The following is a 17,489-nucleotide window of genomic DNA, read 5'->3' as shown; positions in this document are numbered from 1 at the left end:
TAAACCAAAGAAAAAAGTCTCATCACCGAGGCTTTTTTTTTGGTTCAAATACACATTTACATAAAATAGAAATACAATAAATCATGAGTTTCATAAACAGTATTATTAAAGTCTTTGTAGGTGATAAATCACAGAAAGATGTCAAAGCTTTACAGCCCTATTTAAACAAAATTAAAACATTCGAAACCAGCTTAATGAGTTTGTCTCACGACGAATTGAGAGCCAGAACCGTATTTTTTAAAGAAAAAATAAAAGAAGCAAGAGCTGATAAAGATGCTAAAATTGCTGCACTTAAAGCAGAAGTTGAAAACATCGAAGACATCGACAAAAGAGAAGATCTTTATGATGCTATCGATTCTCTTGAAAAAGAAGCATACGAAATTTCAGAAAAAACTTTATTGGAAATTCTTCCTGAAGCTTTTTCTGTTGTTAAGGAAACAGCGCGTCGTTTTAAAGACAATTCATTTATTGAAGTTACTGCAACGCCAAAAGACCGCGAATTTTCAGCTAACAAAACGTATATCACTATAGAAGGTGAAAAAGCAATTTGGGCTAACAAATGGAATGCTGCCGGAAAAGAAATTACATGGGACATGATTCACTATGATGTTCAGTTAATTGGTGGTATGGTATTGCATGAAGGTAAAGTTGCCGAAATGCAAACGGGTGAAGGTAAAACTTTGGTGGCTACATTGCCGCTTTACTTAAATGCTTTGACAGGAAACGGTGTTCACTTAGTAACAGTGAATGACTACTTAGCAAAACGTGATAGTACATGGAAAGCGCCTTTATTCGAATTTCACGGTTTAACTGTTGATTGTATCGATAATCACCAGCCAAGTACAGAACAAAGAAAGAAAGCATACGATGCTGATATCACTTACGGAACCAATAACGAATTTGGTTTTGACTACTTAAGAGATAACATGGCACACTCTCCTGGAGATTTAGTGCAAAGAAAACACAACTACGCTATTGTCGATGAGGTCGATTCTGTATTAATTGATGATGCAAGAACACCGCTTATTATTTCAGGGCCGGTTCCTCAGGGAGATCGTCATGAATTTAATGAGTTGAAACCAAAAATCGAAAACTTAGTAGCACAACAACGTCAGTTAGCGAATGGTTTCTTAGCTGAGGCTAAAAAATTAATCAAAGAAGGAAACACTAAAGAAGGTGGATTCTTATTATTGAGAGCTTACAGAAGTTTACCTAAAAACAAAGCATTAATTAAATTTTTGAGTGAAGAAGGAATCAAGCAATTGCTTCAAAAAACCGAAAATCAATACATGCAGGACAACAATCGCGAAATGCATAAAGTGGATGAGGCTTTGTATTTTGTAATTGAAGAAAAAAACAACCAGGTAGAATTGACTGATAATGGTATTCAATACCTTTCTGGAGATACAGATCCTGACTTTTTCGTACTTCCGGATATTGGAACTGAAATTGCAGCGATCGAAAAACAAAAACTGGATAAAGATGGTGAAGCTGAAGCTAAAGAAAGATTATTCCAGGATTTTGGAGTAAAAAGCGAGCGTATTCACACTCTTACTCAACTTTTAAAAGCGTATGCTCTTTTTGAAAAAGATGTAGAATACGTGATCATGGACAACAAAATTATGATTGTCGATGAGCAAACAGGTCGTATCATGGATGGTCGTCGTTATTCTGACGGATTACACCAGGCGATCGAAGCAAAAGAAAATGTAAAAATCGAAGCTGCTACACAAACTTTTGCAACTGTTACATTACAGAATTACTTCAGAATGTACAGCAAATTAGGTGGTATGACAGGTACAGCGGTTACAGAAGCTGGAGAGTTATGGCAGATTTATAAATTAGACGTGGTGGAGATTCCAACCAACCGTCCGATTTCAAGACAAGACAAAGAAGATTACATCTACAAAACAACACGTGAGAAATTCAACGCTGTAATTGAAGATGTTACTGAATTATCAAACGCAGGAAGACCAGTATTGATTGGAACAACTTCTGTAGAGATTTCAGAATTATTAAGCCGAATGTTGAAAATGAGAGGCGTTACCCATAACGTTTTGAATGCTAAAATGCACAAACAAGAGGCACAAATTGTAGAGGAAGCAGGTAAAGCCGGAGTTGTAACTATTGCAACCAACATGGCTGGTCGTGGTACCGATATTAAATTATCTCCAGAAGTAAAAGCTGCCGGAGGTTTAGCAATCGTGGGTACAGAACGTCATGATTCTCGTCGTGTAGACAGACAGTTACGTGGTCGTGCAGGACGTCAGGGAGATCCGGGAAGTTCTCAATTCTATGTTTCTCTTGAAGATAACCTAATGCGTTTATTTGGTTCTGAAAGAGTGGCTAAAGTTATGGACAGAATGGGACTTCAGGAAGGTGAAGTGATTCAGCATTCTATGATGACTAAATCTATCGAGCGTGCTCAGAAAAAAGTAGAAGAAAACAACTTTGGTGTTCGTAAACGTTTATTAGAGTATGATGACGTTATGAACTCTCAACGTGAAGTAGTATACAAACGTCGTCGTCACGCCTTGTTTGGTGAGCGTTTGAAACTGGATATCGCGAATATGCTTTATGATACTTGCGAATTGATCGTAAGCAACAATAAAGTAGCAAATGATTTCAAAACATTTGATTTTGATTTAATTCGTTATTTCGGAATTACATCTCCAATTTCTGAAGCAGATTTTACAAAATTATCAGATATTGAAGTTACAGGAAAAGTATACAAAGAAGCTTTGGCTTTTTACACTGAAAAAACAGAAAGAAGCGCCAGAGAAGCTTACCCAATTATTCAGGGAGTTTACGAAGAGCCAAACAACCAATTCGAACGTATCGTAGTTCCGTTTACTGACGGAATCAAAACTTTGAATGTTGTAACAGATCTTAAAAAAGCGTATGACAGCCAAGGTGCTCAGTTAATTGCTGATTTCGAGAAAAACATCACTTTATCTATTGTTGATGAAGCCTGGAAAAAACACTTACGTAAAATGGACGAATTGAAACAATCTGTTCAATTGGCAGTGCACGAACAAAAAGATCCATTGCTTATTTACAAATTAGAAGCTTTTAATTTATTTAGAGGAATGCTCGACAACGTAAACAAAGAAGTTATTTCATTCTTATTCAAAGGTGATTTACCGGCTCAAAACGTTCCTGAAATTCACGAAGCAAAAGAAGTTCGCCAAAAAGAAAACTTCAAATTAAGCAAAGACGAAATTGTAAACAGCGAAGACATCAACCGCGAAGCTGGAGAAACACAACAACGTCAGGTTACGGAAACTATCGTAAGAGACATGCCAAAAATCAATCGTAATGATACTGTTACAGTTCAGGAAGTTGCAACAGGCAGAACGGAAGAAATGAAATTTAAAAAAGCAGAAACTTTAATCGCTTCTGGCGCTTGGGTACTTGTTAAATAATATTTTTTTCTAAATAATAAATTGAATAGCCTCCCGCTTTAGCTGGAGGTTTTTTTTTGATCCACACCAGGCTTTAGCCAAATTTTAAACATTTAAAATTTGGCTAAAGCCATTTATATATTCTATATGTAAACTCCAGCTAAAGCTGGAGGCTATTCAAAAAAATGTCTCTCACCATGGTACGGTTTTGTTTTCTGTTTTGTTTTTTTTCACAAAGTCACAAAAATGCTCGTATTTAATAATAATAAAAATGTATTTTTGCTCCCGAAACAACGAAATCAAATCTTGAAGAAGTTTATTATCATAGTACTTTCTTGTATGCTTCTGGTGCCATCCTTTAGCAGTTTCTTTGTTTATACCTCTTTCAAATTAAATCAGGATGAAATTTCGAAAACCATTTGTGTACAACGCAAAATGCTTTTTAATTCCTGTAACGGTCGATGTGAACTTCAAAAAAGTTTAAAAAAATACGCCGACAACGAAAAGAAAATGCAAAACAATCTAAAAGAAAAAGTAGAGATTGTTTACATTCAAAATACAATTACAAACGAATTCAAATTAGTGAGTCCAATAGAATCTAAAGCAAAACTTTTTGCTGTTTTAGATCAAAAACCTATTGCTGTTGCGACAACTACTTTTCGCCCTCCATCCTATTTTATATAATTTTTAAAAATCACATTTCAATTGTATTGAGATGGTTTTTCGTTGTTCATCAAACAACGAAAACGTGTTTACGCACATTTTAAATTTAAATTATATAAAATTCATAAAATGAAAAATACTCTATACAAAGCATTTGCTATTGTTGCAATTGCTGTATCACTAGTTTCATGTTCTAACGACGATAACAACGAAACAACTTCAGGAAACGGAAATATTACTTTAAAATTCGACAATGCTTTCGCAGCAAACGATCTAATTTTAAACACTCAAGGCAACACTACTTCAAACAACGAAGTGCTAAAAATTAGTCTTGTAAAATATATCGTGAGCAATGTGACACTTACAAAAGCTGACGGAACTACTTTTACCTACCCTAAAAGCAAAAGCTATTTTATCGCAGACGAATCTACTGCTGCCGGACAACAGTTTAAACTAACAGATATTCCTGCAGGAGATTACGTAAAAGTAAAATTTGGCATTGGAGTCGACGAAGAACAATGGAAATTAGGCGCGGCCGGACAAGGCGATTTTTTGGCTCAGGCAGATGATGCAGGAATGCTGTGGTCATGGGCTGCAGGATATAAATTCTTTGCTCTCGAAGGAACTTTTACCTCTGCAACTGTTACCACACCAACTCCTTTTATGATTCACACCGGAAAAACCGGAACAGACTATAACTATACCGAAGTAACTGTAGACCTGCCAACAAAAGCTTTGGTTCGCGATAACATTACTCCTGCCGTTCATATTATTACAGATCTTTCTAAAATTATCGACGGCAAAAACAAAATCAAACTTTCTGACAACAACGCAGGCGGAATGGGTGCCATGATTATGGGCGGAGCCAACTTACCGTTGATTACGCAAAACATCAGCGCTATGTTTAAAGTAGATCACGTACACAACGACTAAATTTATTTTAAGGAGCACAAAAATTTCGGTTCACCAGAAATAACGTCCCGCTATCCACTATATCTTTTTTGTCCGCCGCGGCGGACAAAAAAGGATATCGCTCCTATCGGGGCTAAACGAGAAATTTTGTGCTTCTAATAAAACATAAAAAATCATGCTGAAAATAAAACATATTCTATGGCTGATGATTCCGTTGTTATGGAGTTGCTCTAGTGAGGAAGATGAATATGTAAATATTCCGTTGGAATTTACTGTTCCGTCAAACTTTCCTGCTTTAGCCTACAATATTGCACTGAATCCACCAACAGAAAAAGGATTTGAACTGGGCAAAAAACTATTCTACGATGGGCGTTTAGCGTCTGATGGAGTAGTTTCCTGCGGGTTTTGCCACATACAAGCCAACGCTTTTACGCATCACGGACACACAGTAAGTCATGGCGTAGATAATGCCCAAGGAACAAGAAACACGCCATCGATTCAGAATCTGGCGTATCAAACTACATTTATGTACGACGGAGCTGCAGATCATTTGGACTTGCAGCCTATAATTCCGTTGACGAGCATTATCGAAATGAACGGAAATTTGAACGCTATTTTGAAAATGATGAAAGCCGACAAAGAATATCAAAAACTATTTGGGCTAGCTTTTGACGATGGCGCCATTACAACCGAAAATATGCTAAAAGCACTTTCGCAATTTATGGTGATGGTCGTTTCGTCCAATTCAAAATTTGATAAATACCGACGTAATGAAACAGGCGGAACTTTAACCTCAGATGAATTGGCGGGTTACGATTTGTTTAAATCAAAATGCGCTTCTTGCCACGCAACTGATTTACAAACCGACAATTCGTTTAGAAATAATGGTTTGGCTGTAAACCCAATGGTAAATGATGTTGGCCGCTATAAAGTAACCGAATTAGCCAGTGATTATTACAAATTCAAGGTGCCAAGTTTACGAAATGTAGAAGTTTCAGGACCTTATATGCACGACGGAAGATTTGGAACTCTCGAAGGGGTTTTGGATCATTATGCAAATGGAATAGAAAACTCGGCAACGCTGGATCCTATATTGAAACAGAACGGGAAATTTGGGATTTCGCTTTCTGATACAGATAAAAAACAAATCATAGCTTTCCTGAAAACGTTGACGGATAATGAATATTTAAAAGATAAACGTTTCTCTGAATATTAAAAAATTTAGCCCACAGATTGTACGGATTTTACTGATCAACACAGATTAAAAGTAATTGAAATCATGCTTTTTTTTTAAATATTTTAATCCATGTCTCAATAACTATCGGGAGCAGTAAAAAAGAATTCATGAATAGCGTCCAGCCTTAGCTAGATGTAAATAATACGATTAGACAAAAGGCTTTAGCCAAATTTAAGAGTTTGGCTAAAGCCCGGATAATACTCCAATTTATTCCTCCAGCTAAAGCTGAAGGCAATTCAAAATAACAGAAGAATACAATTTTGCAACAGATTAACTGGATTAACACAGATTAAAACAATTTATCCCGATAGGTATCGGGAGTGGCAAAAAAATAAATACATAATGAAAACTGGAGTCCTAGCCCCGATTGCAGTGGAAAGCCTTTTTGAAAAAAGACCTAATTTTTCTTGGGTTTATAAAGCGACCAGCGGAAGCTTTATAAAAACATAGAAAAATGGGATTTTGAGAAAAGCTTGAAACGAAAAGCGGGATCAGCTCCTAAAAATAATAAGAATGAAAATGAGAAAAATAATAGTAATGTTGGCGCTTTTGGCTGGATTTTCGGGCTTTAGTTTTACCGTAAAAGATAGTATTTCGGGCTTTACGTTTCAGCGTTTGGCGATGATGGAAGATTTTGATTGTGATGCCTGCGGATGTTCTGCAAGTGGCGGAAGCATGGGTTTTGGTTCTATGCTGAACAATAATTTTGTGGGTTTAAGATATATGAAACAAAGTTACACGAGCCGCGACGGAATCTTCGCCAATTCGCCGTGGATAGATGAAAATTTTAATACGATTCAGGCTTGGGCAAGAATTCCGGTAACAGAGAAAATTCAGATTTCGGCATTGGTTCCGTATCATTTTAACGAAAGAGCTTTGACGGCCGGAACTGAAAATATTGAAGGTTTGGGAGATATTACCCTGATGGCTTTGTACACGGTTTTTGAAACGAAAAAAGACAGTACGTTTTTTACGCACAAGGTAAATTTGGGTGGTGGTGTAAAACTTCCGACAGGAAAATTTACAGAAGCCAATAATTTAGGAAGCGTCAATCAGAGTTTTCAGTTAGGAACCGGAAGCTGGGATTTTCCTATAGTTTCTGAATATGTGGTGAAACATAAAAACTTAGGCTTAAACACAACGATGAATTACATTTTTAAAACTGAAAATAATAAAAATTACCAATACGGCGATCAGTTTAATTATGCAGGAACGTTCTTTTATTTGTTCGATTTAAAATCGGTTCAGTTGGTTCCGCAAGCTGGTTTGGCTGGTGAAGTTTACCAGACTAACAAACAGCATAATTTGGATTTACCCAATACGGCGGGTGATATTTTGTTTAGCAAATTTGGCATTGAAGCCGGAAAAGATAAATTTTCGGTTGGGTTAAACGTTATGCTGCCTATTAGCCAAAACTTATCAAGCGGTAATATGGAGGCAAATTACAGATGGAGTGTAAATTTGAATTATACCCTTTAATTTTTTAAACCAGAATAAAAACAACGAAAACAAGCTTTGAGAAAAATCATTATCATATTTCTTTCCTTTATGCTTTTGATGCCATCATTTGGCAGTTTCTGCGTTTATACCACATTCAAATTAAACCAGGAAGAGATTTCGAAGACCATTTGTGTGCAGCGCAAGATGATTTTTAATTCTTGCAATGGTCGTTGTGAGCTTCAAAAAAGCCTTAAGAAATACGCTGACAACGAAAAGAAAATGCATGATAATCTGAAAGAAAAAGCAGAAGTAATTTATATTCAGAATATTTCGTTGAGTGATTTCAAATTAGTCGCACCAATAACATCGCGAAAAGCCATTTTTGCTTATTTCGATAAAAAACCAATTTCGGTTTCGAATACTACTTTTCATCCTCCCTCTTATTTGATATAAATTTTAGTCCCGCTTTTCAATTCTTTTGAAGGGCTTTTACTCGTATTCTACCAAGAGAATATCGGTTACTTTTTAAAATTTATATCATTTAAAATGAAGAAAATATACCTCATCTTATTACTTATAGGACAATGTGTCGCAGCTCAAAATCAAACAGAAAAAGACACCACAAAATCTCAGGAACTGGAAAATGTTTTTATAACAGCCAATCGTACAGCCACTTTACGAAAAGAAACTCCAGTTGCTATAAGCAAAATAACTGCCAAAACTATTAATGAAACCAAAGCTACGGCGGTTTACGAAATCATCAATAAAACACCCGGAGTATTGATGGTAAATTTAGGAAACGAGCAGCACATGATGTCGATCCGTCAGCCTATGACAACCAATGCTTATTATTTATATCTGGAAGATGGTTTGCCAATTCGCCCAATGGGAATTTTTAATCACAATGCTTTACTTGAAATTAACCAGTTTAATTTGCAGAGTATCGAAGTTGTCAAAGGCCCTGTTTCTTCGCTATACGGACCTGAAGCGGTTGGGGGAACTATCAATTTGATTTCGCTAAAACCGCCGGTTGATCCGGAATTCAAATTTGGTGTTCAGGCCGATAATTATGGTTACAGAAGATTTCAGGCTGCAGGAGGAGCAACGATCGGGAAAGTTGGTTTTCATATTGCAGGAATTTCCAGTTTGCAGGAAAACGGTTGGATGACGTATTCTGATTATAATAAAGACAATCTGAATGCGAGAATCGATTATAACATCTCTCCTTCTACCCGATTGATTAGTAATACGATGTACGGAAAATATTATTCTGACATGAGCGGAACGGTTAATGAAGATTCTTTCAACAATAGAACATACAAAAGTACTTCTAATTTTACCTATAGAAAATCTGACGCTTTACGAACAAGATTAACACTGGAACATGATTGGAACAGCAATTCGAGCAGTTATATTACAGGATATTTGCGTGATAATAAATTAGGTCAAAATCCTTTGTACGGAATCAGATGGAGCCCAACTGTAAATCCTACAACGGCAAAAGGCGAAGTAAATTCGAACAACTTTAAAAGTTACGGCGCCATTGGGCAACATACTCAAAAGTTCGATTTTTTGAATACAAAATTGGTTGCCGGAGCTTTATATGATTATTCTCCAGTAACGTATTGGTCGTATGTTATTGATCTAAAAGCCAATTTAAATCCCGGAGAAGCTGGTAAACAAACCGTAGATTCTTATGAAATCATTGCACAACATCCGGACTCAAAACTAGCCGATTATAGTGCTGACATTTATAACGCTGCAGGTTATGCACAATTAAGTTTTAATCCTATCGAAAAACTGATTATTACGGTTGGCGGGCGTTATGACAATATGAAAGTGAATTACAATAATGCTCTTGACAATTCTACCGGAAGTAAGCTTTATGATAAAGTAACTTTTAAAGCTGGTGCCAATTACAACCCAGTTGATTTTGCCGGTTTTTATGGCAATTATTCGCAAGGTTTTGCGCCTCCCGGAATCACCTCTATTTTTAGAACAAAACCCGGAACAGGCGGAACAACTGGCGTTCCTGCTGATTTTTATTATAATCTGGAACCTGCCACTTTCAATAATTACGAAGTGGGCGGATGGCTTTCTTTCTTTCAAAATAAATTAAATTTTGACTATGCTTTGTATTATATGGAAGGCAAAAACGAATTACTAAACATAAAACTCGCTGATAATTCAACAGATTATCGTTCTGCTGGGGAAACGCGTCATAAAGGAATTGAATTTGGCGCTTCTTACCGACCTTCAAAACAATTCAACATTCGTCTTGGCGGAACTTATGCGCAACATACTTATATCGATTTTAAACTTTCGGACAAACCAAGCGATCCTGTCCAGGATTTAAACGGAAAAGAAATGCCTGCAGCACCCAAATGGTCCGGAAATTCTGAGGTAAGTTATTACCCCAACTGGCTACCGAATTTTAGAACTTCGGTAGAATGGCAGCTTGTGGGAAGTTATTATCAGGATCAGATCAATACCATAAAATATAGCGGTTATAATATATTCAACGCCAGAGTAGGTTATCAATGGAAAAAAATTGAAGTATACGGAAACGTGCTTAACCTAACGGATAAATTATATGCTTATAATGTTTCGAGAGCCAATACCGCAAACGCTCAACCCACTTATACAGCCGCCGCACCAAGAACATTTGTGTTTGGAATACAGTATAATTTTTCATTAAAAAAGTAAGTTTTTGCCAATATTTTTTGCCACTCCCGATAGCTATCGGGATAAAAAGATTAACACCGATTATTTTAAAAAAAATCATTCTAATCCTGGAATCTGTGGCTAAAAAAATAAAACAATAAATCATAAGAATATAAATATGAGCAAAGAAATAAAAGACAAAAAGTCTAAAAAGAAAGACTCTAAGTTGGTCAAGAAAATCAAACAGCACATGTACAAATGGCATCGTGCAATTGGGTTAATTACCATTATTCCGGTGATCTTCTGGACACTTTCAGGATTGATGCATCCGTTTATGGCGCATTTTTTTAAACCTGAAATCGCACATGATAAACTCGAAGCACAAGTAATTGATAAAAGTCAGTTACACTTTTCGATTCAGGAAGTTTTAGAGAAAAATGAACTAACGCAATTCAAAAATTTCAGAGTTGTTTCGTTCAACAATAAAACCTATTATCAGCTGAAAACTATAATTGGTGAACTTTGGTATTTTGATACTTCGACCGCTAAAAAACTAGAAAACGGAGATCAAAAATATGCCGAATGGCTTTCGCGTTATTTTCTGGACGATCAAAAAAGTGCTGTAAAAAATAGTGAAGTTGTAACCGAATTTACTTCGCAATATAAATATGTCAATCGCTATCTGCCAGTTTACAAATTAAGTTTCGATCGTCCAGATGCTATGCAGGTTTATGTAGAAACATCTTCCTCTAAACTGGCAACTTATAACCCAACTTCAAGACAAGCTTTTATTTGGTTCTTCGACACTTTTCATAATTGGTCGTTTATAGATGCGATTACAAACAACAGCATCCGAATCATTACGATGATTTTCTTATTGTCCATCATTGGCTTTTCTGCCTTGAGCGGAATTTTGATTTATGGTTTACTATGGAAACAATTTAAAAAAACAGACAATTTAGCTCCTAAAAAAGGTCTTAGAAAATACCATCGCCAAATTGGAATTTGGATTTCTCTTTTTACTTTAACATTTGCTTTTAGCGGAGCCTATCACGCCACAACAAAATGGAATCCGTATACTTTATCGCAAATGGTTTACGAACCAACTTTTGTAACCAAAGAAATTCCGATGGCCAATAATAAGCTGGACTTGGACTGGAGCCGTTTTCAGAATGCGAGTATTATTACTTTAAATGACACAACATATTTCCGTTGTGAATTGCTTGAAAAACAAAAATTCAAAACATCGAAATCAGATTCTAATTCAAAGTGGAATAAAAAAGACGATCCAAAATCTGAGGTAGTTTACATTAATGCTGCAACCAACAAAGTTGCGCCAAATCTGGACTTTCAATATGCTGAATTTCTCGCTTATTATTTTACAGATGGCGCTCCTAAACTTGCTTGTTGCGAAATGGATCAAAGTTCAGATGAACCTCATGCTTCGTTAGAAAACGTAAAATTATTAGATTCTAAACTCCTAACTGATTTTAGCAGTCGCGAATATGGATTTGTCAACAAAAGATTGCCGGTTATAAAACTGGCTTATGACACGCCCGAAAAAACGACTTATTTTATCGAAACTTCGACTTCAAGATTGGCAGCTGTCGTTAAAAACAGTGATATGGTCGAAGGTTACTCGTTTGCTATTCTCCACAAATTTTTATTTATGGATTGGGCTGGAAAAAACATCCGGGATCTGACAATGGTTGTAGCCGCACTGACCATTTTGATTGTTAGTATTTTGGGATTTATTTTGTTTTTGAAGAAGTAGCTTCAAAAAGATACTAAGGCGCTAAGTTGCTAAGGTTCTAAGTTTGACAACTTCTGGTGAATTTTACTCAAAATTTCTCGCAATCCCGATAGCTATTGGAAGCGAAGCCGCAAAGTTTTTTTGCATAGCCCCTAGCTTCAGCTAGGGGAATATGATTTAAATAGAAAAAAGGCTTTAGCCAAACCAATAAAGTTTGGCTAAAGCCTTTTTGTTTCCGTTAATATTTCCATCCAGCTAAAGCTAAATGTTATTAAGTTAAGAAAAAAATCTATAAAATTACTTAAGCGTTTAATCAAGAAAGTAATTATAAAAATCCGTTTTTATCAGCGTTTTCGCTTTAGCGAATCAGTGAAATCAGCGTCTAATTTTGACGCGGATAAAACAGATTTACTTCGTAAAAACGCAGATAGAAACGGATTTGATTTGTAATAATTTTATTTTCTAAAAGCTTAACTTAATGACATTGAGCTTTAACTGGACGCTATTTAATCTTACTTTTTAAAATAAAACTTTGTGACTTCGCGAGATTAAATCTACAATTATTACTCACCTGTCAAGCACAATCTATATTCTTAGCAACTTAGTAACTTAGCCTCTTAGCAACTTATCTAGGATTCTCTTCAAAATAGCGCGCCTCAATTCGTTTAATATCTTTAATCGAATTTTTGGCCCAAGCCAAACGTTTCTTCAAAATTTCTTCTTCGGATAAATGCCAGTCTATATCTGATTTTTGCAATCTGTTGGTTAAGTTCTGAATGATGATCGCTGCAGAAACAGAAATATTCAGACTTTCTGTAAAACCCACCATTGGAATTTTAAGAAAACCATCTGCTTTTTCGAGAATTTCTTGTGACAATCCGTCTCTTTCTGTTCCAAAAAATAAAGCACTTGGTTTTGTAATATCGAAATCCTCCAGCAAACAATCATTTTCATGAGGCGTTGTGGCAATAATTTGATATCCCTGATCTTTTAAAGTCGAAATACAATTGGTAACGGAATCAAACTGATTAATGTCTACCCATTTTTGGGCGCCCATTGCGATTTCTTTATCGATTTTTTTTCCGTAACGCTGTTCGATAACATTCAGTTCCTGAATCCCGAAAACTTCACAACTACGCATAACAGCGCTTGTATTATGCATCTGAAAAACATCTTCTACAACAACTGTAAAATGCTTTGTACGATTTCCGAGTACCTTTAAGAATTTTTCTTTGCGGTTATCGGTCAGTATATTTTCAAGGAAAGCGAGGTAATCTAAATCAATCATTTTATTCGTGTTTGCCGCAAAAATACACCATTATTAAAACAGAAAGAAATTTCACTCCAATTTTCAACTATATCAATACGCAACTAAGCTGTCATTCAATTTTTCATGCAAAACATCGAGCTTTGAAAAATCAATCTGCAAAGTTTCTTCTTTAAACTGATCTCCTGCAAAAACAGCATTTTCATTTTTAGAATGTCTTTTTAAACGATCGTATATTTTTTCTACTTCATCATTAGAATAATCCACCTTTATAAAGCCTATGAATTTTTCAATAACAGCTTTCATTCCGTCATTATAATTGAGCATTACAACGTTTTGATCTGTTTTGTAAAAATCAAGAAATCCCTGAAAATATTTCTCGAGAACTAATCCGCCATATTGCTGAAAACTTAAGTCATGAACTTCTTTTACCGAAATCCCGAAAATTTCAGAAGGCAATAGATTAGGAACCATGTGCATTCCCATCATTTTCTGATGTGATTTCAAAACTTCAGTTGGGTTTCTGTAAAGTAATGCAAAAGGTATATCAGGAAAAATAGACCTTAAATAAGAAGCCTTAAAAATATGCCACGCATCGAGTTTTATAATTAAATGCTGCTGTTCGGGAAATCTTTTTTGACCTAATAATTTTATTACTGATTGTAGTAGCACCGTTTTTTTCTCCAAACTAAAAAGATCACTTCTCAAAATTTCATCTAAAATTGGTGCTTCAGAAATCATTATATTTTCTGAAGAAGTTGCTAAAGATTGGCTCAACATGGTAGAACCACATCTGGACACATGAAAAACCAAAGATTTTAGTTCGACTGAAATCAGTTCATTAGACCATTCGATAAGATTTTCTACCGTACTTACTGCTTTAAATTGCTTCGAATTATAATCATGGCTTTTGCATTTTGCTATACTTTCATCAAAAAACGGATCGGCATATTTTATATCTGCCAAATAAATCCATTCAAAATAAATCTCATTGTCTTTTTCTATTAATTTATAAGGAATCCAGTTGAAAAGTGGATGATTTAGATTTTCCATTTTATGATTTTATTTTGATTGTAGATCTGCAATGATTTTAGCTCCGGCTTGTGATGGGTTTCGGGAAAGCTCAGCAATAATCTGCTGTTTTACTTCATCTGAATATTGATTCTCCTTTGGTGATTCGTTTACATCAAAACCCATTTTAGTAAACAATTCGTCAGACCAATCGTTTCTAATACAATCGAGTGTAAAATGAATGCGTGGTTCGGTACCATTGTTTTCTACGCTATGCGGAAGCTGAAAATTGGCATACCAACATTCTCCCATTTTCATAGGAACACGTTTTTTATCTACATAAAAAAATACATCATCGTTTGTTACAATAGGAATATGGATTCTAAAAAAACCATCTTCATAAGAGGTATCATTATCCACATGTTCTTTAATTTCGCTTTGAGGATCTAATCGAAGTAATCTGACTGCTTCTTTTTCGCATTGAAACCAATCCATAATTTCTTTAAAATAATGACAGCGATCCAGTAAATTGGTATTTAGATATTCTTTGTTTGCAAAAGATGTAATATCATTTACTAAACCCGATTGCGACCTTAGGGAAACGCTGGTCCAGTTTCCTTCGTATCGATTGGTATTAAAATGTGGTGTCCATAAATCATTTTCGCAGATCACAAGATCTTCTTGCAATTTATCTATTGAAAAAGAAACCGGAAGTTTACTTGAAGAAGGATTCATATACTGTAAAGAATTAAATTATTCAGATAAATTTTTAATGATGAAATCATATAGTTTATTAGTAGAAAAAATCTCCGTTTCAAGATCTGTTTTTAAAACTAAATCTGCATTCGATGGAATTTCGAAAACATCGCTTATTCCGGTAAAATTGTTGATTTTATTACGATCGTGATCCGGCAGCAAAGCTTTTTGATACAATCCTTTTGGATCTCTTTTAATAAGGTTGTGTATCGAACAATCTAAATATACGGTTCTGACAAACTCAAAGGTTCTTAACTCGTTACGAAGATTTTCATAAGGATTAATGACTGACATTAAAACGATTGTATTTTCTTTCACAAAGTTTTGTCCTACCTGAAACAAACGCTTGATATTTTCGCATCTGTCTTCTCTTGAAAATCCTAAATCACTGCAAATGGTTTTACGATACACATCACCATCAACGATTTCGACTTTATAACTTTTATCTGCTAACAAATGACGAACATTTTGCGCTAATGTTGTTTTGCCTGAACCTGATAATCCTGTAAACTGTATTAAAATCATTGAAAGTTTATTTTACTTTACGTCATAATAAAAATAAACATTTTGTAAGACCCTTACAATAAGTATAATTACGCTTTTTTCTGTGAAAAATCAAAGTTAAAATGTGCCTAAGGGCAATGTCATTAAGTTAAGGGGAAATCTACAAAATCACTTAACAGTTTAATTAGGAAAGTAATTAGGAAAATCCGTTTCTATCAGCGTTTTCGCTTTAGCGAATCAGTAAAATCAGCGTCTAATTTTGACGCGGATAAAACAGATTTACTTCGTAAAAACGCAGATAAAAAACGGATTTTATTTGCAGTAATTTTATTTTCTAAAAGCTTAACTTAATGAAATTGGCCTAGGGTACGCTAAATTTATTTTAATTCTTTTTCTACCCACATTTAGTGTCTAACGGCACAAAATATTGACTTTAATTTTTTTATTCCCATAAATCACTATTTTTATCCTTCAATTGAATAATAATGAAAAAGAAATTGGTTGTTTTGACCGGAGCCGGTATAAGTGCCGAAAGCGGTATTAAAACTTTTCGCGACAGCGATGGTTTATGGGAAGGACATGATGTGATGGAAGTGGCAACTCCTGAAGGCTGGAGAAAAAATCAGGAATTGGTGTTGGATTTTTACAATAAAAGACGTCAGCAGCTTAAAGAAGTTGAGCCCAATTTAGGTCATAAAATTTTAGCCGAATTAGAGCAGGATTTTGATGTTCATATCATCACTCAAAACGTAGATGATTTACACGAACGCGCCGGAAGTACAAAAGTTTTGCATTTGCATGGAGAATTATTAAAAGTACGAAGCACGCGAAATCGCGATTTAATTCTGGATTGGCCAGACGATTTATATACGGGCGATCTTGATGAAAACGGACATCAGTTGAGACCTCATATTGTTTGGTTTGGCGAAGATGTTCCGGCTCTGGAAGAAGCTATCGAAATTACAGAAACCGCAGATTATTTTGCCGTTATTGGCACGTCGTTACAAGTTTATCCTGCAGCTGGATTGATTTCTTATACTTACAGTATTACGCCAGTTTTTTATATTGATCCTAAACCAATTGCAATCCCGAATATCCAAAATAAAGTCGAAGTTATTGCTAAGGTTGCTTCTGGAGGTGTTGCGGAATTAAGAGAAAGATTATTTGAAATAGAAAAAATATCATGATATTCGAAAGCTGGTTACAGCAATTATCGCAATTCAATTTATTGATTCTTTTTATTTTCTTCCTGGCAGAAAATGCAATTCTTTTGTTTCTTTCTATAATGCTGGGAAAAATAATCGAATACGAGAATACAACACTTGATAAAAAGGATCAAAAATGGATTTTTTCGACTCTTATTTGTAATACACTCATCACTCTTTTAGGGTATGAATTGTATCACTTTGGGATTATGAAAGTAGATTTTACATCATCGCTTCTCTCCATACTATTAGATACTTTGCTATTGATTTTCATAATGGATTTCCTGATGTTTTGTTTTCATTATATGGTGCATAAATTAAAATGGTTTTATCCTATCCATCAACTGCATCATACTCATGTTGAAACAAGTGTTTACAGCTTATTTGTACTTCATCCTATAGAAACTTTTGGATTTGGGATTATCTGGCTATTTTCGATCTCAATATTTCAATTTAATTTTATAAGCATTATAATTTACTTGGTTTTAAATCTTTTGTATGGGATATTTGGTCACTTAAAAACAGATATTTTTCCGGATTTCTGGTATAAAAATTATGCTACAAACTGGATATCTACAACAAAATTTCATGGAGATCATCATAAAAATGAATCTCACAATTTTGGTTTCTATTTTACTATTTGGGACAAAATTTTCAAAACGATAATTTGATT

14 protein-coding genes are annotated in these 17,489 nt (G+C 35.0%); 10 read left to right on the top strand and 4 right to left on the bottom strand.

Annotation, left to right across the window (positions count from 1 at the left end):
- Positions 1-83 precede the first annotated feature (83 nt).
- The 8 genes from secA to ACIDC4_RS16115 all read left to right on the top strand — a co-directional run bounded on the left by secA (position 84) and on the right by ACIDC4_RS16115 (position 12,094).
- On the top strand, positions 84-3,425 hold the full coding sequence (gene secA, locus ACIDC4_RS16150; protein ID WP_412044112.1) for a preprotein translocase subunit SecA: 3,342 nt from the start codon (positions 84-86) through the stop codon (positions 3,423-3,425).
- Positions 3,426-3,710: 285 nt separating this feature from the next.
- Positions 3,711-4,088 (top strand): hypothetical protein, encoded by a 378-nt coding sequence (locus tag ACIDC4_RS16145; protein ID WP_412044113.1) that lies wholly within the window; start codon positions 3,711-3,713, stop codon positions 4,086-4,088.
- Between the two features lie 108 nt (positions 4,089-4,196).
- Positions 4,197-5,000, top strand: a complete 804-nt coding sequence (locus tag ACIDC4_RS16140) for an MbnP family protein (RefSeq protein ID WP_412044114.1) — start codon at positions 4,197-4,199, stop codon at positions 4,998-5,000.
- Positions 5,001-5,154: 154 nt separating this feature from the next.
- Positions 5,155-6,195 (top strand): cytochrome-c peroxidase, encoded by a 1,041-nt coding sequence (locus ACIDC4_RS16135; protein WP_412044115.1) that lies wholly within the window; start codon positions 5,155-5,157, stop codon positions 6,193-6,195.
- Positions 6,196-6,735: 540 nt separating this feature from the next.
- Positions 6,736-7,695, top strand: coding sequence for a transporter family protein (locus tag ACIDC4_RS16130; protein WP_412044180.1), 960 nt, complete (start codon positions 6,736-6,738; stop codon positions 7,693-7,695).
- A 36-nt stretch (positions 7,696-7,731) separates the two neighbouring features.
- Entirely contained in the window at positions 7,732-8,109 is a 378-nt protein-coding gene (locus ACIDC4_RS16125; RefSeq protein WP_412044116.1) for a hypothetical protein, read from the top strand.
- A 93-nt stretch (positions 8,110-8,202) separates the two neighbouring features.
- Positions 8,203-10,362 (top strand): TonB-dependent receptor, encoded by a 2,160-nt coding sequence (locus ACIDC4_RS16120; protein WP_412044117.1) that lies wholly within the window; start codon positions 8,203-8,205, stop codon positions 10,360-10,362.
- A 136-nt stretch (positions 10,363-10,498) separates the two neighbouring features.
- The gene (locus ACIDC4_RS16115; RefSeq protein WP_412044118.1) at positions 10,499-12,094 is read left to right on the top strand and encodes a PepSY domain-containing protein; all 1,596 of its coding nucleotides are present in this window, start codon (positions 10,499-10,501) and stop codon (positions 12,092-12,094) included.
- Positions 12,095-12,698: 604 nt separating this feature from the next.
- On the opposite strand, the gene ACIDC4_RS16110 is transcribed toward ACIDC4_RS16115, so the two are convergent.
- From ACIDC4_RS16110 to cysC, 4 genes are all read right to left on the bottom strand, one after another.
- Positions 12,699-13,361, bottom strand: coding sequence for a TrmH family RNA methyltransferase (locus ACIDC4_RS16110; RefSeq protein ID WP_412044119.1), 663 nt, complete (start codon positions 13,359-13,361; stop codon positions 12,699-12,701).
- A 72-nt stretch (positions 13,362-13,433) separates the two neighbouring features.
- A complete protein-coding gene (locus ACIDC4_RS16105; protein ID WP_412044120.1) occupies positions 13,434-14,393 on the bottom strand; it encodes a sulfotransferase family protein in 960 nt (319 codons plus the stop codon).
- A gap of 9 nt (positions 14,394-14,402) precedes the next feature.
- A complete protein-coding gene (locus ACIDC4_RS16100; protein WP_412044121.1) occupies positions 14,403-15,086 on the bottom strand; it encodes an aspartyl/asparaginyl beta-hydroxylase domain-containing protein in 684 nt (227 codons plus the stop codon).
- An 18-nt stretch (positions 15,087-15,104) separates the two neighbouring features.
- Positions 15,105-15,632, bottom strand: a complete 528-nt coding sequence (gene cysC, locus ACIDC4_RS16095) for an adenylyl-sulfate kinase (RefSeq protein WP_412044122.1) — start codon at positions 15,630-15,632, stop codon at positions 15,105-15,107.
- Between the two features lie 464 nt (positions 15,633-16,096).
- On the opposite strand from cysC, the gene ACIDC4_RS16090 reads away from it, so the two are divergent.
- Both ACIDC4_RS16090 and ACIDC4_RS16085 read left to right on the top strand, forming a co-directional pair.
- Positions 16,097-16,798, top strand: coding sequence for an SIR2 family NAD-dependent protein deacylase (locus ACIDC4_RS16090; protein ID WP_412044123.1), 702 nt, complete (start codon positions 16,097-16,099; stop codon positions 16,796-16,798).
- Positions 16,795-17,487, top strand: coding sequence for a sterol desaturase family protein (locus tag ACIDC4_RS16085; protein ID WP_412044124.1), 693 nt, complete (start codon positions 16,795-16,797; stop codon positions 17,485-17,487). The genes ACIDC4_RS16090 and ACIDC4_RS16085 overlap by 4 nt, the downstream gene beginning before the upstream one ends.
- Positions 17,488-17,489: the final 2 nt, after the last annotated feature.

The organism is Flavobacterium sp. C3NV (genome assembly GCF_046825355.2).
Taxonomy (GTDB): Bacteria; Bacteroidota; Bacteroidia; order Flavobacteriales; family Flavobacteriaceae; genus Flavobacterium.
This window is presented reverse-complemented; position numbering and strand designations above follow the sequence as displayed.